This is a genomic window from Tatumella sp. UCD-D_suzukii (assembly GCF_000611875.2).
GTDB classification, from domain to species: domain Bacteria; phylum Pseudomonadota; class Gammaproteobacteria; order Enterobacterales; family Enterobacteriaceae; genus Tatumella; species Tatumella ptyseos.
This window is the reverse complement of the sequence record NZ_JFJX01000067.1, coordinates 283,375-301,723: the sequence shown is the minus strand read 5'-3', so window position 1 is coordinate 301,723 and position 18,349 is coordinate 283,375. Positions and strand designations below refer to the sequence as shown.

Genomic DNA, 18,349 nt, shown 5'->3' with positions numbered 1-18,349 from the left:
GCCCCTGCTAGACTTGAACCAGCGACCAAGCGATTATGAGTCATGAAGTTATTGCTCTCACATTTCTTCTCGGTTGTTCTGGCTTGCATTATAAAACCATTAAAATCATATAGATAATAATTATTCTCTGTTTTTGTTTGTCTCTGAATGTTCTGGACAGTAAGATCGCTACCTGACCCATTACCTGACCCAAATATTGATTGGGTCAGGTAACAGACAATTAACAGGTGATGGTGTGGCAACTCAGCTAACTGATACAGCAATCCGTGGACTCAAACCGAAAAGTACTTCTTACTATGAATGGAGCAATAGTGGTCAGCGTGGTGCTGGGCGTCTTGGCGTAAAAGTGCAGCCTTCAGGCAGTAAGGTTTTTTATTTTCGTTACTATGTAGATAAAGGTAAGAAAGAGAAATTCATTCAGTTAGGCATCTGGCCTGAGATGAAACTGGTGACGGCCAATGAGCTGGCAAAAAAGTACGGAGCCTGGCTTATAGAGGGCAAAGATCCCCAACAAGAGCTTGAGCAGCAACGACTGGCTGAGCAGCAAATGATGCAGCTTCACCGTTCACAGGGTTCGTTTAAAGAACTGGTGCAGGGTTACGTGAACAAAATGAAGTTGGATAATAAACGTACCTGGGCAGATGTGCTGAAGCGTCTTGAAAAAGAATGCTACTCAATTATTCCTCCTGAAACTAAAGCAAAGGACGTCACACCTTCACAGATTAAAGCGATTTTGTCTGGCATTATCCAGCGTGATGCTGTGGTCCATGCAAATCGGATTCGCTCCTATCTGATGGCAGCATTTAACTATGGTCTAAAAGCCGATAACGATCCGATGAATACCAGCGTAGGTATTACGTTCGGGCTTGAAGTTAATCCGGTATCGGCCATACCGAAGCAATCTTCAGCGGAAAAAGTGGGTGATACATGGTTAACATTGGAAGAGCTTCGTTTTGTCATGGAGCAGTTCTCACAAGCTACCAATGTTGGGCCGCTGATGCAGCATCTTATTCGCTTCTGCGTTTATGCTGGTGGGCAGCGTCCATTTGAAATGATTGCTAGTCAGTGGAACGCAATTGACTGGCAGCAAAAGACGCTCTTGGTAATTGCTGATGTATCGAAAAACAAGCGGGAGCACCTGGTGCCGCTGACTGAATCGGCTTTACAGGAATTAGCCTCAGTCAAAGAGTTAACTAAGGAAAGTAACAGCCCCTATATTTTCCCACTATCAACCAACGGTGAGCGCCCGGTACGTACCGATAGTCTGGCGCGTTCCATTATGTATTTTCGGGCTTTTAATCCTAAGTTTAAAGTTTTCACGGCGCGAGATTTACGCCGGACTTGTAAGACTCTAATGGGGGAGGCAGGGATCAGCAAAGAGATCCGCGATCGTATTCAGAATCACGCTTTGAATGACGTCAGTTCGAAGCACTATGACCGCTATGATTATCTGCCTGAAAAGCGCAGGGCACTTGAAAGCTGGGAAGACCGGGTTAATAACTATCAGCGACAGCAGGAAAACAACGTTGTGAGCTTGTTTGGACGGAGGTAAGAGCTTGGCAAAATACGAGCTTAATTCAGCAGAAGAGCGATATCAGCCTGGCTCTGGAGAATTGGTGCTGGCTAATAAGTTAGGGATCACTGATGAAGAGGAAATGGAAGCTCTGGAATCTGGACTCTTGCTAATGCTTTATGAACAGCTATTTATCGAAGGCCAGCCGCCAAAGGAACTGGCTTTTGAACATATAAGTGGCTGGCACCGTCAATGGCTGGGGAATGTGTACGACTGGGCGGGAAAATTGCGTAATGCCAACTTAGCTAAGGACGGTTTCCAGTTTGCCGCTGCCGACAGGATCCCGCTGCTTCTCAATGGTTTCGAGAAGCAGTTTCTCTCCAAGTCTGGTGAACTGAAAGCCCTGGCTCGTCCGGAGTTGATCAGTTATCTGGCTGAATGCCACGTGGAGTTTATTTTGATCCATCCATTCAGAGAAGGTAACGGGCGTTTGTCGCGACTGCTTTGCGATGTGCTCTCGGCTCTGTCAGGAAAAGGCTTGCTGGACTACAGCCTGTGGGATGAGCATAAGGCTTTTTATTTCAAGGCAATACAGGCAGGCGTATCAGGGAACTACAGCCCCATGATGCAATTGGTGGACGATATATTGCCAGATTAACGGGCGAGGCCCACGGCTTTCGCCTGTGCTTGATTTTTTTTGAGTTGCTGCTCAATTTTTTGCACAGAGTTACCTGTTTCAATAGCGGTTGAGCTGGCAACAGAACGGTATATCTGTGCTTTGGTAATCTGAGATGGTGATGCTTCTCGTCTCATTAGCAAGTCCTCGTTATGTTTCCAGGATTGTAGTTGTACTGAAATGTGCTGGCAAGGTTGATGTAAGGCCGATAGTACTACATTGAGACACCAGCCGCTTATTGGGCTGGTGGCATGGTTAGTCTTTAGCGGTATTTAAATCGAAGATTTTCTGGCAACAACAGCCTCAAAATCAGCACCACGCAAATCAGGAGCTGCACAAAGCATATCCCTAGCCAATGCACGTCGACGCTGCAGAAGGTCATCCAGAGTTTCTTCAAAAGTAATGATTTCAGAGTCCCTTATCGTCGGGTAATAGACATACACGTCTTTAGTTTGCCCAATTCGATACGCCCGGTCCGTTGCCTGATCTTCTTTGGCCGGATTCCAGCAGCGAGTGAAATGAATAACATGATTGGCTTTCTGGACGTTAACGCCGAACCCGACAGCAACCGTAGACAGAATAATCACCCCAAACCCAGGCTGAGCCTGAAAATCATCAATCAGGCGCTGGCGGCTGTTTTGGCTTTGACTTTTGGTACTGGTATCACCATTGATAATGACAGGGCGGAAACCAAACTTTTGGTGAATAGCATGTTGAAGTTCGCGCTGTAAGTCTCGAAGCTCCGTAAAAATAATGACCTTATCTCTCGTGGTGTGTTTTATATCTGCGAGTGTTTTCAGTAGCCAATTCAGCTTGGGTGAGTTATCACGAAAACGTGGCTCTGGATTAACGACTGCAGGATGTGCACAGATAAGTTTCAGTCGGTGTAACAGACCTAACATACCGGCTCCGGTCTGCTGCATCCCTTCACTCAGGGCTTGCTGCTGTTGCCAGTTTGCAACAGACGAAAGGTAGAGCTGTTTTTGCACGCCAGACAACGCCAATTGCTTGCAGCTTTTCACTTCAATTTTCTGAGGTAAATCACGCGCGACCTCTTCTTTGGTGCGGCGTAAAGTCTGCGGTTCTATCAGCGTCCGCAGGCTTTCCAGCCGTTCCGTATCGCGGCCATCTTCATTCTCGATGGGGCGAACATAGTGTTTACCAAATTCATTTAGTGCCCCTAACAATCCTGGCTGAGCAAAATCAAATAAGCTCCATAGGTCGACAAGTGTGTTTTCGACAGGCGTTCCTGTGCATGCCACTTTAAACCTGGCTTGTATCGCATTGGCCGCATGTGTAATTAATGCAGCTGGGTTTTTTATTTTTTGTGCCTCGTCACACACCATAATGGACCACGGCTGCCGTGCCAGAGAAAACTCCTGGTCACGAAGCGTTTCATAGGTTGTTAGTATGATTTTGGCCTCGCCCTGCCAGCCAGGTTTAAGCAGGTTTTTGATCCCCTGAGACTGCAGATGAGAAGGGATAGCCTGTTTGGGGTATTTTATCGCTTTAATGGTCTCGCCATACAATTTCAATACCGGAATTCCTGCGGTATAGAAGAAATTGTCCAGTTCACGTTCCCAGTTATCTAAAAGAGAGACAGGAGCAACAATGAGACTTGGCGGTTCTTGCGGGAATTTTTCAATGAACCATACCAGAAAGCTCAGAATTTGCAGCGTTTTCCCAAGCCCCATATCATCTGCTAGCAGGCAACCTGCAGTTTCATCTGGTGAGCGAAGGAAGAGTTGCTGGAGCCAGGCCACGCCTTCACGCTGATGGTCTTTGAGTCGAATATGCTCTTTAAGGCTCAGAGGGATTTCAGGTTCTGAATAACGTGCATTAAGAAGTGAATTGCGGTGTTGTTTGATGTAGGCTGCTTCTTCAATATTCTGTTCAATTTTAAGGACAGCCCTAGCCGCTTTAACATCAACATTGCCCTGAGACTCATTTGTCGTATTTAGCTGTTTTTCCCAGTTCTTACTGAAGGTTTTAGCAGCATCTAATGGTAATTGGCTATCATTCCATGGTGCGGTGATATGCGTTTCACCAGCTGTTTCTGCCTGAGTAATTCTCTCCTTCAGTTCATCAAAATGGTGATGATTTTCAGGTTGCCAGCCAGACAAATTTTCGACTGAAAAAGCGGAGAAATCGATGTTATCGGGGAGCCAGTTTTCACTCTGCGCTTTGGTCAGCCAGGGTGAGGTGATTTTTTCAAATTCACCAATGCCAATCACCCGATCGCCATACTTAGCAATATCCAGCACATCGCTAAATTCTTTACCTTCGATTTCCTGTTGCCAGCGAGATAATAGTGACTGGCAATCGTGCCATTGCTGTTCAGTGAATTGACTCAATTCCAGCTCGTAACTCTGCCATGAACCTGCAGGCATCTGTGCAGCGAAGCTAATACCAATAGCCTGAACAAATTTATCCAGCTCCCATGGAGCGGAGAAAAGGAACGACACCTCCGGTTGTGGCACTGGCGAGATAGGCTCAAGAACTAACGTTATATCCTCTATTTTGCGCTCATCATTTAGGCGAGGCTGAAGCTTGAAACGATGAAAGAAAATTCTGGCATCGAACAGCGCCTGTTCATGTTCTTCAGGGGCAATAACACCGGCAGCATCTTCACCAAGGAAGGTATAAGGGTTGCGAACAAAGGACAGCGCTTCACTTCCGGCCACTCGACGGCCTGGGATCGAGTGTATTGAGTTCAGAACTTCTTTCACTTCGGGAGGTATGATGACGTGGTTAAGTTCGCCATTTTCGCCAGGAATACGATAGCTATCTTGAACCTGTGAATTCTTGTCAAAACTCCCTAGCCAGTTAGCAGGCTGATCCTCGAAATGGGGCTCGATTTCGATAACCGCAGTGTCGGCAATCGTTGCTTTACGCAGACGTAATGATAATGAGGTTGGTTTGATGACATGCGTTTTTTCTAAATAATCATCAAATTTTGCGGCTGCCTGCTTTGCACATTTACGGATAGCGGCCCACCCCAACTGATTAGTGGTTTCACCAGGAGTCTGATTCTGCTGTGCACTGAGTTGTTCTGTTGCCTGTATGAGTGCCCAGTTTTCCTGCGATAACAGGTATGGCTGATTTTCGTGGGTTAAAATGGCACCGGTACGACTAAAACGGATCGGCTTACGGGCTGGCAGAGAGGCCCATTCAGCAATCCAGACGCGAAAATCGCTATCGCTTAACGCACCTCGTGAACTCAGGCTTACGCGTAATGGTAACACCTCAGGGATGCCAATCAGAGGCAGGCTACTGGCATGCTCTTCATCTTCCAACAGGCGGTATAACGCATCCCAGCTCAGCAACCATCGGTCTGTGAGTGATATCAGATAGTCTTCTTCAGCCAGTTGTTCAAGCCAGGATGCCAGCGCCCAAAGCTGCGAATCATCAACCAGCGATAGCGGAAAGCTGAGTCCGTTCTCCTCAACCCGGCATTGATTCTTTACGTGGCGTTCTATCTGCTGACGGTTTCCTGTCAGTGTACTTAACAGACGTTTGAGCATTATTTAATCCAGTAGCGATGTGGTTCTTTAGTCACGGGGGTGAAACCGAGTCGGAGTAACTCTCTTTCTGTTGTGTCATCCGGTGATTTGAGCTGAACAGATAGCACACCACCTTTTTGCCGGTTATCGCTGACGACACATGAGATGTTTTCAACCAGATGCTGTACAGCAGTATCTCTCAATGGATTGATGATCTTAACATCCGATACTGAGACGGGAGAGGAAGCTTTCTTATCTATAAACTTGATGGGTTCTTCCGCCATCCAACGGATACCCAGCTTGCGCAGCTCATCATCGTATTTCAACATCCAGCCGGTGATTCGGACGTTGTTATAGCCCTCAGCCCGAGGGGTATGCGCCAGTCGAAGAACATTACGGTATTTATCTTTTAGATGGATATTAATATCTAATGAACTCGTCTCTGGATTGAACGGTGCCTGACCTATTCGGTAAGCGTACATTGCGTTCCCTGTCCCGGAAAACTCCACGAAAATGTAATCATTAATCTGCATGATCATCGCGTTATCAAAGCTACGGCCACCACGCAAATGACTCAGCCGTCCACGATTCTCCTCGCGGAATTTCACAAAGTCACTACCACGATTGTGCCAGGCATCTAGCCCCATCACGATACGAGTGAATCCCATCTGATTGGCGAAACGTAGCCAGTAGTGCAACCTTGCCTGGTCGACATCGCCATTACCGCGAAGCAGTTCGAAGAAGTGCATAAGGTCTTGTTTTGCCAGCCAACCCCGCACCATAGCGGCTACAGGCTCAGGAACATATTGATTCCACTTATTCTGCTGGCTTTTTAGCTGTGGGTTATCCCAGTATTCCAGCGCGGCCTGTTTCAGTGCTGTATGAGCCTGATCGCGATAAGTGGAATGGTAATAGCGCGTCAGCGTTCCCGTCATGATGTCGTCGCGAAAACGTAGCCACTGCGCAGCCAGACCTAACAACCAGTTAATTTTTTCCAGGAATTGTGGATCGTCAAGCGTATTGAGTTGTGCCAACAGCACAGTGAAAATACGTTTCCACAACCAGCTGCCATCGGGGATTTGCGCGATTTTTTCCAGTGATGATAGAGAATTATTCTCACCGGAAAGTAGCTGTTGGGATATCACCCTGCCCGCTTGTGGCGTAAAAATATCGTGATAAAACTCAATGGTTTTCATCCACGACTTTTCTCTACGGATAGCGGCTTTCACTACAGAGTAACCTTGGGCGATATGCCCACGTAGAACGCACCAATGTGGATTTGTCTCAGGAGATTCATGCTGATATGCAAAATAGCTTGAACATAGCGCTGCCCAATCCTTTCGTTTCAATTCCTTCGATTCCAGCCGTTTCATGATAGCGCTATCGACCTCAGGAAAAAACACATCATCCTCAAGCAAGATTGGTCGGTCTGGATATAACGGATCGTTATCGGCAAGACCATAAAATACCATCCGCCATTCTCGCTCAGTGAGCTCTTTTGCAATACGAAGGCGACGTAGAGCCTCCAGCCGCATTTCTTGCGGCGGTGAGGGGATTTTTTCTGCTTTATCAAATCTTTTTTCCATATCAAAGGCAGCTGAAGCCAACATGTGGAAATCATTATGCAGATAGTTGTCTTCCCTTTGATTGGAAGAGAGTCTCGCAGCAATGCGCTGAGAAAGAGAATCTATGGCTGGGATCATTGGGGCATTACCAGCTGACAGACTTCTTTATTGACGACAGGGGGAAAATCTACCTCATCGGCCTTATCACGCTTATCTTTAAGCCCAAAAAACTGCATACGTAACTCGACGCGTCGGCTAGCTGCCTTACTTTCCTTAGCATTATTGAAGGAGACGCCACCCGCCAGGAAGAGTTTACGGATTTGAATCTGTTGTTCTGCAGAAATACTTTTTTGCAGTGAACTGCGGCTATCGAGCAAACTACACATGACCCATTCAGATCGTTGTAGCGAGAGATGTAGGTTATACAGATATGAGCCGTCAGTATCGGTAAACCCTTCAATGACAATTTGCTTAAACCACTTCTTACCTTCTTCACTGTCGGCAGCATCAAGCACCAGAGGAACAACATCCTGCAGTGCTTTTTGCCCTTCAGCATTTAGGAAAAAACGGTTGTGATCGAAACGCCCCGCGTCACCAAAACTGATACTATTATCGTGGCAATCCACCACGATAGTTTTGTTCACGTCACGGGCATGTAATTTCAGTCGCTCACACAATCTGGATATATCCTGACCTCTTATTTTTTCACCTTGCTCTGCACGTTGAATTCGTTGTGTAACGGAGCTCAACGAGGCAACCATGACAACCAGAAATAACACCATCATGGCGGTCATTAAATCAGCATAAGAGATCCAGAATGGTTTCTCGGCTTCATCACTGCGGCGTTTTTTAACGCCAAATGCGTTTCCAAACATTAGCCGTCACTCCTTAGGCACGTACGCGCGACAGGACATCATCAAGCTCACTGACGCTTTCTCCGATCTGTTCGACAGAACCTGCGAGCAAAGTAGAAGCCTTCGCCATTTCGACGTCCAGTTTGCCCAGCGTTTTATCCAGGCTGCGTAAAACACCTTCGGAGAAGTCCTCAAACCCTTTTCCAAGCACGTCACTCACATTTTCCATAAAAGCCTGTGCTTCCCGGTTATAGCTCTGCAGGTGCTCACCATGCAGCTGAAGATCGGCGATAAATTTGTTACGTGTGGCTTGTTCAGACTGCGTATTTGCAGCGAGCTGCTCCAGCATGGCAATGGATTTGCCAACAGCTTCCCGATTGTTACGATAATCAGCCACAACGGACGTGAGTTCACTGGTGGCAAGGGAGAGTGATGAACCTGCTGATTGTGCTTTATTCAGCACGTCAGCGGTAAGGTGGTTGGCTTCCGACACCCGATCACCTGCATGTTCAAAGCGTTCGGCAGCCAGACGCATCTTATCTGCGCCATTTTTCATATCCTGAATCTGTCGGTTGGTTTGTTCTGCGAGCAAGCGTAGTGTTTCTGTCGTTCCGTGATGCTGGCTGGCAACAGTGTCGATCAGTTGTTTAATCTGATCGTCTACCTCACTCATCACACTTTGTGTCTGTTCATGCAGTGACTGCTGATTCGCTTGCTGAGTCGCTGATATCTGTTGCTGCCCCTTGTCAATCTGCCCAAACAGGCCACCCAGTTGTTCACCCAGCGACTCGACAGAGGCTGCCATTTTTTCCATTGTGGCGCTTTGCCCCTGCTGGACAGAGTTCTGAATGGCTTCAATAAAGGCAGCCATATGCTCGGATTGTGCCTTTTCTCGCGCTTCACTATCGGCGAACATTTTCTCCAACTGACGGGCCATACGTTCACCGGCCCCCTCGCCTTCTGCGCCAATTTTAGCCACTGAGGCCTGAAGGCTAGTAAGCATGTCATTCATGCCTGTCTGTAAAGCTTGCTGACCCGACTTCATTTCAGACAACAGTTGTTCGATGAGTTGAGCGCTACCCTGTCGGGAATCGTCGCTCACCTGACGCATGTCTTGTAGCAATGCGGCAAAACCGGTTTGCATTGTCTGAATTGCGCCAACAGTTTGCCCCATCATGTCGTTGAGACTCGTAAATTGCTGACCGAAGGTGGTATCGAGTTTCGCCATAAACGCGGTCAGCACATCCTGCAGCATGTTTTGCACCATGCCACTTTGATCGCCGCTGGCGGTCTGCACAGCACCGGCAATTTTATCCAAGGGCGACTTCAAGCTATTTTCAATTGCGCCACTGACTTGTTCAGCAAGTTGTTGTCCTGATTCACGATAGGTCGTGCTAAGGGTGGCCGCCAGTCGCTCATTCTCTACTTTCTGACTTTCAGCTAGCTGAAGCAACATATCGCGTAAATCAGTGACCAGGCTCTCTTTCAGATGGCGCGCCTGGGTCGCACTTTCATTACTGGATTTCACCAGTGAGGCTAAATACTCCTCACCCACGCCGCTCTCATACAAGGAGTCCAGAGTAGCCGTGAATTTTTCCAGTTGCTTATAGCATTTCGCCAGATAGAATTTTTCTAGCCAGGTGATAATGATTGAGAACGCAATCGCGACGGCTGAACCGAGAAATGCGTACAACACGTCGTGAAGAAGGTTATTGACGCTGCTGGAGACCTGTTCTGGGGTGCTGGGATTGAAGTGATTGAGCCCAATCATCAGACCATAGAAGGTACCGATAATCCCCACACCGGTCAGAATACCGGGTAGGTGTTTGAAGAATTCGATATTTAACGGAATATCGACCAGTTGCTGCTCCGAGAAAAAACTGGCACTTGGTGCAGTGGCTCGAATACGGCCGATTTTCTCTTCCCCGTTCTCCAACTCACGCTGCAGGTGTAACGATTCTTCGAACTCATTCCATGCATGCTTGAATTCAGGCCTTTGAAACAGACTCTTAAGGTGCTCAAGCTGGGCTTCTGGTGTACTGTTTTCAAAGCTGCTGATTGATTTTGTATATTTTTTTAAGCCATTAACAATTTTGATGGCTCTTGATAAATAAAAAAAAGTAAAGCAGAGAAAGGCAAGAAGTACAAAGCTAATAACAGTGAAAGGCACCCAATGGGGTTCCACAGACGTAAGCACCACTAACAGGGAATTAAGCCAAGACATTATTTTATCCGTTTAATATATTAATCTGTAATCAGAATGACCATCGACAACATTCTGATTACCTTTAATCAAAATTTTTACGCTGCAATGGTTGTCACCGCGTCGCTTCTCATGAATGGCTTACGTCATTCGGGCAGTTAATGATAAAAGTAGAATAAATAAGCGAAATAGTATCCTCTTTTTAACCCTTCAAAAGCAAACTTCTTCACTCTATGTCGTTTGTAATCGTATTCATTCCAGGTATCATTTTGCGTACTGCATTCCAAAACCGAATCTGCGATGAGGCATGGCTGCTTTTTCGCTGCGATCTCCCCCGAGGATTTTGATGAATAACGCCGAACAACTGTTTCTTAATGAATTGGATAACAAATTCTGGAAGGCCGCCGACAGGCTGCGCGCCAATATGGATGCCGCCAACTACAAGCATGTGGTGCTGGGGCTCATCTTCCTGAAGTATGTTTCAGATGCTTTTGAGGCTCGACAGCAAGAGCTGGTCACCCTGTTCTACGATGTCGGCAACCCTGACAACATCTACGCCATGTCGCGTGATGATTACGACTCTGATGAAGAATATGCCCAAGCTATCAGAGACGAGCTGGAAGTTGAAGATTACTACGCCGAGAAAAATGTTTTCTGGGTACCAAAAGCTGCCCGCTGGGAAACGCTGAAAAACAAAGCCATGCTACCGACCGGCACGGTGTTATGGGTGGAGGATACCACCGGGCAGGAGGTCAAACTGCGCTCCGTCTCCTGGCTGGTGGACAACGCCCTGGATGAAATTGAAAAATCCAACCCGAAACTGAAAGGCATTTTGAACCGGATCAGCCAGTATCAGCTGGGCAACGAGGTATTAACCGGCCTGATTAATACTTTCTCTGATGCGAACTTCAGCAACCCTGAATATAACGGCGAGAAACTCAGCTTAAAGAGCAAAGATATTCTTGGTCACGTGTACGAATATTTTCTCGGTCAGTTCGCGCTGGCGGAAGGCAAGCAAGGTGGTCAGTACTACACCCCGAAAAGCATCGTCACCCTGATTGTCGAAATGCTGCAACCCTACAATGGACGCGTTTATGACCCGGCGATGGGCTCCGGCGGATTCTTTGTCTCCAGCGACCGCTTTATTGAAGAGCACGCGGGCGAGAAGCACTACAACGCCGCCGAGCAGAAACAGAAAATCTCCGTCTACGGTCAGGAGTCGAACCCGACAACCTGGAAGCTGGCGGCGATGAACATGGCGATCCGCGGCATCGATTTTAACTTTGGTGCTAAAAACGCCGATACTCTGCTCGACGACCAGCACCCGGATCTGCGCGCCGACTTCGTAATGGCTAACCCACCGTTCAATATGAAAGAGTGGTGGAGCGCCAAGCTGGAAAATGACGTGCGCTGGAAATACGGCACACCGCCGCAGGGCAACGCCAACTTTGCATGGATGCAGCACATGATCCATCACCTGGCGCCGAAAGGCTCAATGGCGCTGCTGCTGGCTAACGGCTCGATGAGCTCTAACACTAACAACGAAGGCGAGATCCGCCGCAACCTGATCGAAGCCGATCTGGTGGAGTGCATGGTGGCGCTACCGGGCCAGCTGTTTACCAACACCCAAATCCCGGCCTGTATCTGGTTCCTGACCAAAGATAAAACCGGCGGCAATGGCAAAGCACACCGCAAAGGCGAAGTGCTGTTTATTGATGCCCGCCAGATTGGTTTTATGAGAGACCGCGTGCTGCGTGATTTCACCCGTGAAGATATCGCCAGAATCGCCGATACCTTTCACGCCTGGCAAGCAGATAAAGAGTATGAAGATAAAGCCGGTTTCTGCTTCTCAGCAACGTTGGAAGACATCCAGAAAAACGACTTTGTACTGACCCCAGGGCGCTATGTTGGTGCTGCCGAGCAGGACGAAGATGATGAGCCGTTTACCGAGAAGATGACGCGACTGGCGGCGCAGCTGAAAGACCAACTGGAAGAGAGTGCAAAGCTGGATGCAAAGATTAAGGCGAACCTAGCGGGGCTCGGCTATGCGTTTTAATGAGCAGCGCCTTGAGGATCTTTGTGAGTTAGTTATTGATTGTCCTCACTCCACACCAAAATGGACGGATAATGGTTTTATTGTTCTCCGAAATCAAAATATTCGTAATGGTGTATTGGATCTTTCCGCGCCGAGCTTCACCGATGAAGATGGGTACAAGAGTAGGATTAAGAGAGCAAAACCAAGAGTGAATGATATTGTATTTACTCGTGAGGCTCCAATGGGAGAGGTTTGCTTAATTCCTGAAGGAATAGATTGTTGCCTCGGCCAACGTCAGGTGTTATTAAGGGCCAATAATGAAATTGACCCTTATTATTTATTTTGGGCCTTGCAGTCTCCTTATGTCCAACATCAAATTTCCTGGAATGAGGGAACAGGTACGACAGTAAGTAATGTGCGAATTCCTGTACTTAAGGATTTGAAAATCCCTCGTCTGGGAGGACATGAGTCTTGGATTGCAAAAACCATGACTTCTCTGGCGTTGAAATCTCAGATAAATGGAAAAATAAACCAAACTCTCGAACAAATGGCGCAAGCCTTGTTTAAAAGCTGGTTTGTTGATTTTGAACCGGTAAAAGCCAAAATTACGGTGCTGGAAGCGGGCGGTTCGCAGGAAGACGCAATGCTTGCCGCCATGACGGCGATTTCCGGGAAAGATGCTGATGCGCTAGCGGTTTTTGAGCGTGAAAATCCTGAACAATATGCCGAGTTAAAAGCCACGGCAGAGTTGTTTCCGTCTGCTATGCAAGAGAGTGAGTTGGGGGAGATTCCTGAGGGATGGCGTCATGGGCCATTGAGCAACATCGCTACTTTTGCCAACGGTAAAGTCGATGTTTGCTCCTTGACACCTGAAACGTATATCTCTACTGAGAATATGCTGGAAAATCGGGCTGGTATTTCTACAGCCTCCTCACTGCCATCAGTAAATAGCGTTCCTGAATTTAGATGTGGGCACGTTCTAATTTCCAATATTCGTCCTTATTTTAAGAAAATTTGGTTAGCTCGTTTCAAGGGAGGACGTTCGGCGGATGTGCTAGCCTTTGAAGCACTAGGCTCAGTCACTGTAGAATATGTTTACAACCTCCTTTATCAAGAGACTTTCTTTAATTTCATGATGCTTACCTCTAAAGGTGTCAAAATGCCTCGTGGTGACAAAAAAGCGATAATGGGCTGGCAGTGCGTACATCCCGATAAGAAAATTTCAAACGCTTTCTCAAAAGCAGTTGGTGAATATTATTCATTCATTGAAATTAACAATGCGCAGAATAAAACGTTATCCCAACTCCGTGACACCCTCCTCCCTAAACTTCTCTCCGGCGAAATCACTCTGCCCGAAGCCGAGTTGGCGGTAAGCGAGGCGGAAAATGTATAAAGTCGATACGCCCACCAACAGTTTGCACTCCCTGCAGGAAGTGTCGTTCAGCAGCCTCGGTTTTACCGAGCGCTACCACCTGCAGGAGTGGCTGGCAAAAAACCCGCAGGCATTGACCCGCGATCACGACGATGAATTGCTGATTATCCAGAAAGAATTTGCCGGTTTTGACGACACCAAAGAGCGTCTTGACCTGCTGGCGATCGACAAACAGCGCAATCTCGTGATCATCGAAAACAAGCTCGATGACTCCGGGCGCGACGTGGTGTGGCAGGGGCTGAAATATGCCGGTTACTGCGCCAATCTGCGCAAAGAACAGATCCTCGATATCTTCCAGCTCTATCTCGACAAATACGAACCGGAAGAGACCCGTCCGGCGGCGGAAGTGATGGCGGAGTTTCTTGAGTGCGAAAGCCTGGATGAAGTGCAAATCAACCAGAGTCGCATGCAGCGAGTAATGATGGTGGCGGCCAGCTTCCGCAAAGAAGTCACCAACACTGCGCTATGGCTGATGCAGTTTGGCCTGCGGGTACAGTGCTTTAAGGTGAAGCCCTACAAATTCAACGACGATGTGTTTGTTGATATTCGCCAGGTAATCCCCACACCCGAAGCCGAATCATTCATGATTGGTATGGCACAGAAAGAAGCGGAAGAACAGTCCACCAGCGGCGAGCTGAAGAGCCGCCACCTGCAGCGTAAAGCTTTCTGGGCTAAAACATTAGAACGCCTTAAAGCCAGATCTTGCGCGCTGTACAACAATATCAGCCCGTCGACTGATCACTGGCTCAACGCCGGGTCAGGTATCAGCGCACTTTGTTACACTATGGTTTTTAGTAAGAAAGAAACACGCGTTGAATTCTGTATTGCCAAATCCTCGGCGGAGAGCAATACCTTTGCGTTTAACTGGTTGTATGAACGCAAAGAGCAAATCGAAAACATCTTTGGGCATGAATTGAAATGGGAACCACTGCCGGGCAAAAAATCATGCCGTATCTCTTTTGCCACGCCCGCCACCAGTCTCGACGAGAGCAACTGGCCAGCGATGATCGACTGGCTGCTGAAAAACCTGATAGCGCTTGAAAAAGCACTCGATCCTTTTATCGCCCCATTGAATATGGTGCTGAAAGATATTTCCAACGCACCGGAAGAAACAGAAAAACCTGAGACAGAGGAAGCCTGATGCTGAGCGAAGACGATTTGGAGCAGCAATGCCTGAAGTGGTTTGCTGAACAGGATTGGGAAGTGCTGCACGGGCCAGATATCGCCCCAGATGGCAACAATCCACTGCGTGCTTCATTTCATGATGTGTTTCTGCGCCCAGTGATGCTGGAGCAGTTGCAAACTATCAACCCCCATCTCCCTGTTTCCGTGCTGGAAGAGTTGATACTGCGTATTACCCGTCCCGAAAGCCCGGATCTGGTCGTTAGCAATAAGGCCTTTCATCACCTGCTACTCGACGGTGTGCCCATAGAGTACAAACGCGAAGATAAGACGGTTCACGATAAAGCTCTGCTGATGGATTTTAACCATCCTGGTAATAACCGCTTTATGGTCGTGAACCAGGTGGCTATTCAGGGGATAAAACAGGTCCGTCGCCCGGATATTATTGGCTATATCAACGGCCTGCCCGTGGCGGTGATTGAGCTGAAAAGCCCGATTGATGCCAATGCCGATATCTGGGCTGCGTTTAACCAGCTGCAGACCTATAAAAACGAACTCAGCGACCTGTTTATCTGCAACGAAGCGCTGGTGGTGAGCGACGGGCAGAATGCGCGTATCGGCTCGCTGACCGCTGATGAAGAGCGCTTCCTGCCGTGGAAAACCGTGGCTAACGAAGACGACAAGCCGCAGTTTGACTGGCAGCTTAAAACCGTGGTGCAGGGCTTCTTTCACCGGGAACTGCTGCTCGATTACATTCGCTACTTTGTGTTGTTTGAAAATGACGGTAAACGGCTGATCAAGAAGATTGCCGCTTATCACCAGTTCCATGCGGTCCGTGAAGCTGTCGCGGCCACTATTGTGGCATCTACCGGAAAACATCTGCAGTTGCGGAGTAACATCCAGCCCGGCAGTAAAAAAGCGGGCGTGGTGTGGCATACCCAGGGTTCCGGTAAAAGTATCTCCATGTGCTGTTACGCCGGGAAACTGCTACAACAGGCAGAGATGAACAACCCGACCATCGTGGTGGTGACCGACCGTAATGATCTCGACGGGCAGCTCTACTCCACCTTCTGCCAAGCGCAAGATTTACTGAAACAAACGCCGTTACAGGCCAACGACCGCGAAGAATTGCGTGAGCTGCTCAATGCCCGTGGATCCGGCGGTATTATTTTTACTACCGTGCAGAAATTTGCGCCGTTGGATAATGAGCAGAACCATCCTGCACTTAACGCACGTAGCAACATCGTGGTGATTTCCGATGAAGCGCACCGCAGCCAATATGGCCTGAGTGCCACGCTGGACAGACAAACGGGTTTCTATAAATACGGTTATGCCAAACACATGCGCGATGCGCTGCCGAATGCCTCATTTATGGGCTTTACTGGTACGCCGATAGCGTCTGAAGATAAAGATACTCGCGCGGTGTTTGGTGATTACGTCTCTATCTACGATATCCAGGATGCTGTCGATGACGGTGCGACGGTGCCGATTTACTACGAATCCCGACTGGCAAAACTCGACCTGAATCATGAGGAGTTGGAAACACTCTCCGATCAGGTGGATGAGCTGGTGGAAGATGAAGAGACCGGCCAGCAAGAGAAAACCAAAGGTGACTGGAGCCGTCTGGAAAAGCTGGTGGGTTCTGAACCGCGTATTAAGCAAGTTGCCGCTGACTTGGTTCAGCACTTTGAAACTCGTAACGCAGCCATGAATGGCAAGGCGATGATTGTCGCCATGAGCCGCGATATCTGCGTGAAGTTCTACAATGCCATCGTGGCGATTCGCCCGGAGTGGCATAGTGAAGATGTCGAACAAGGGGTAATCAAAGTCATCATGACCGGCTCGGCATCGGATAAAGACCCTCTCCAACCACACATCTACAATAAGCAGACCAAAAAGCGTCTTGAAGCGCGCTTTAAAGATTTGAATGATCCCCTGAAACTGGTGATCGTCCGTGATATGTGGCTGACCGGATTTGATGCACCATGCTGCCACACCATGTATATCGACAAACCGATGCGTGGCCATAACCTAATGCAGGCTATTGCGCGTGTTAACCGCGTATTCCGGGATAAGCCGGGAGGGCTGGTGGTGGATTATATCGGTATTGCGAACGAACTTAAGCAGGCGCTGAAAACCTATACCGACTCAAAAGGAAAAGGGCAGACCACGGTGGATGCCCGGGAAGCCTTTGCCATCCTGTTAGAAAAAATCGACATCATCCACGGGATGTTTGCGCCCTCAGCAGGAAAGTCCGGCTTTAGCTACGCGGGTTTTTCTGCCGATCCATTAGCGTTCTTACGCGATGCAGTGAACTACATTCTGGGCCTGGATGACGGTAAAAAACGTTATCTCGATGTTTCATTGGCGATGAGTAAAGCCTGGTCATTATGTAATACCCTGGATGAGGCGAAACCCTTACAGGAAGAATTCGCGTTTCTCTCAGCGGTCAGGGTGGGGCTTATCAAGCTTGATCCCAAGGAAAAATTTAGCCAGTCTGAAAAAAATTCTCTGCTAAGTAAGATCCTTGATAACGCGGTTATTGCGACTGGGGTTGAAGATGTCTTCGCGCTGGCCGGGCTGGATAAACCCAATATCGGCCTGCTATCGGATGAGTTTCTGGAAGAAGTACGGGAAATGCCGCAACGTAATCTGGCGGTGGAACTGCTGGAAAAACTGCTCAATGATGGCATTCATGCCCGTTCTGGTAATAACGTGGTACAGCAGAAGAAATACTCTGATCGCCTGAAAGCGGTTTTACTCAAATACAATAACCGTGCCATTGAAACCGCGCAGGTGATTGAAGAGCTGATAGAGATGGCGAAAGCGTTCAAGGAAGCGATGGCACGGGATGATGCGCTGGGATTAAATCCGGATGAAATCGCTTTCTATGACGCGCTGGCCGAGAATGAAAGCGCGGTGCGTGAATTGGGTGATGATGTTCTTAAGAAACTGGCCATCGAGGTTACGTTGAAGCTTCGTAAATCAACGACCGTCGACTGGCAGGTTCGGGAAAGCGTACGGGCGAGATTACGGATTCTGGTTCGTCAGACACTGCGTAAGTACAAGTATCCGCCTGACAAAACACCCTATGCCGTTGAACTGATACTGAAACAAGCAGAGATGGTGTCCAACAGTTGGACTGTGTGATGTGCTGTTCATTTATTTTTTCGGTCACTGTTTTCACAAAAGGTGAAACCTTAAAAAATCATAATATACAATAAGTTAACAATAATGATCACCTGAAAGTCGATCTAAGAGTGATCATATGAAAATATGTTTGGCTACATGATCACTTTTGAAGTACTTAGTGCGAAATTGGCCGCATATACATTTTCAAGGCGATTGGGCCGCAATACAGTTCAAACTTCATGGCGTCCGGTGGTTGGTCATTGGATCAGCCATGTTTTTTTCTGGGGGTTTGTTTCGATTAAGCTGTGCAATCT

Annotated in this window: 11 protein-coding genes; 6 read left to right on the top strand and 5 right to left on the bottom strand. The window is 48.0% G+C overall.

What is annotated here, in order from left to right:
* Positions 1-235 precede the first annotated feature (235 nt).
* A complete protein-coding gene (locus CG67_RS16435; protein WP_025904027.1) occupies positions 236-1,552 on the top strand; it encodes a site-specific integrase in 1,317 nt (438 codons plus the stop codon).
* A 4-nt stretch (positions 1,553-1,556) separates the two neighbouring features.
* The gene (locus CG67_RS16430) at positions 1,557-2,171 is read left to right on the top strand and encodes a Fic family protein (RefSeq protein WP_025904026.1); all 615 of its coding nucleotides are present in this window, start codon (positions 1,557-1,559) and stop codon (positions 2,169-2,171) included.
* Here CG67_RS16430 and CG67_RS18200 read toward each other — a convergent pair.
* From CG67_RS18200 to zorA1, 5 genes are all read right to left on the bottom strand, one after another.
* Positions 2,168-2,326, bottom strand: a complete 159-nt coding sequence (locus CG67_RS18200; protein WP_152975079.1) for a hypothetical protein — start codon at positions 2,324-2,326, stop codon at positions 2,168-2,170. The two genes, CG67_RS16430 and CG67_RS18200, sit on opposite strands and share 4 nt — an antisense overlap.
* A 135-nt stretch (positions 2,327-2,461) precedes the next feature.
* Positions 2,462-5,713 carry a type I Zorya anti-phage system protein ZorD gene (gene zorD, locus CG67_RS16425; protein ID WP_025904025.1) on the bottom strand — a complete coding sequence of 1,084 codons (3,252 nt, stop codon included), beginning with the start codon at positions 5,711-5,713 and terminating at the stop codon, positions 2,462-2,464.
* Positions 5,713-7,395, bottom strand: coding sequence for a type I Zorya anti-phage system protein ZorC (gene zorC / locus CG67_RS16420; protein WP_025904024.1), 1,683 nt, complete (start codon positions 7,393-7,395; stop codon positions 5,713-5,715). The genes zorD and zorC overlap by 1 nt, the downstream gene beginning before the upstream one ends.
* Positions 7,392-8,132 (bottom strand): type I Zorya anti-phage system protein ZorB1, encoded by a 741-nt coding sequence (gene zorB1, locus CG67_RS16415; RefSeq protein ID WP_025904023.1) that lies wholly within the window; start codon positions 8,130-8,132, stop codon positions 7,392-7,394. Before zorB1 ends, zorC begins: the two co-directional genes overlap by 4 nt.
* 13 nt (positions 8,133-8,145) lie before the next feature.
* A complete protein-coding gene (gene zorA1, locus CG67_RS16410; RefSeq protein WP_025904022.1) occupies positions 8,146-10,335 on the bottom strand; it encodes a type I Zorya anti-phage system protein ZorA1 in 2,190 nt (729 codons plus the stop codon).
* A 325-nt stretch (positions 10,336-10,660) separates the two neighbouring features.
* On the opposite strand from zorA1, the gene CG67_RS16405 reads away from it, so the two are divergent.
* From CG67_RS16405 to CG67_RS16390, 4 genes are read left to right on the top strand one after another with little or no spacing between them, the layout of a single operon-like run.
* Positions 10,661-12,370 (top strand): class I SAM-dependent DNA methyltransferase, encoded by a 1,710-nt coding sequence (locus CG67_RS16405; protein ID WP_025904021.1) that lies wholly within the window; start codon positions 10,661-10,663, stop codon positions 12,368-12,370.
* A complete protein-coding gene (locus tag CG67_RS16400; protein WP_025904020.1) occupies positions 12,360-13,742 on the top strand; it encodes a restriction endonuclease subunit S in 1,383 nt (460 codons plus the stop codon). Before CG67_RS16405 ends, CG67_RS16400 begins: the two co-directional genes overlap by 11 nt.
* A complete protein-coding gene (locus tag CG67_RS16395; protein ID WP_025904019.1) occupies positions 13,735-14,922 on the top strand; it encodes a DUF4268 domain-containing protein in 1,188 nt (395 codons plus the stop codon). The genes CG67_RS16400 and CG67_RS16395 overlap by 8 nt, the downstream gene beginning before the upstream one ends.
* Positions 14,922-18,053 carry a type I restriction endonuclease subunit R gene (locus tag CG67_RS16390; RefSeq protein WP_025904018.1) on the top strand — a complete coding sequence of 1,044 codons (3,132 nt, stop codon included), beginning with the start codon at positions 14,922-14,924 and terminating at the stop codon, positions 18,051-18,053. The genes CG67_RS16395 and CG67_RS16390 overlap by 1 nt, the downstream gene beginning before the upstream one ends.
* The last annotated feature ends 296 nt before the right edge of the window (positions 18,054-18,349 follow it).

Excerpts from the sequence above, each read along its gene's own strand:
- CG67_RS16405 (WP_025904021.1), top strand. The coding sequence starts at position 10,661 with ATGAATAACGCCGAACAACTGTTTCTTAATGAATTGGATAACAAATTC.
- CG67_RS16400 (WP_025904020.1), top strand. The coding sequence starts at position 12,360 with ATGCGTTTTAATGAGCAGCGCCTTGAGGATCTTTGTGAGTTAGTTATT.
- zorB1 (WP_025904023.1), bottom strand. The coding sequence starts at position 8,132 with ATGTTTGGAAACGCATTTGGCGTTAAAAAACGCCGCAGTGATGAAGCC.
- CG67_RS18200 (WP_152975079.1), bottom strand. The coding sequence starts at position 2,326 with ATGAGACGAGAAGCATCACCATCTCAGATTACCAAAGCACAGATATAC.
- CG67_RS16395 (WP_025904019.1), top strand. The coding sequence starts at position 13,735 with ATGTATAAAGTCGATACGCCCACCAACAGTTTGCACTCCCTGCAGGAA.
- zorD (WP_025904025.1), bottom strand. The coding sequence starts at position 5,713 with ATGCTCAAACGTCTGTTAAGTACACTGACAGGAAACCGTCAGCAGATA.
- zorA1 (WP_025904022.1), bottom strand. The coding sequence starts at position 10,335 with ATGTCTTGGCTTAATTCCCTGTTAGTGGTGCTTACGTCTGTGGAACCC.
- CG67_RS16390 (WP_025904018.1), top strand. The coding sequence starts at position 14,922 with ATGCTGAGCGAAGACGATTTGGAGCAGCAATGCCTGAAGTGGTTTGCT.
- zorC (WP_025904024.1), bottom strand. The coding sequence starts at position 7,395 with ATGATCCCAGCCATAGATTCTCTTTCTCAGCGCATTGCTGCGAGACTC.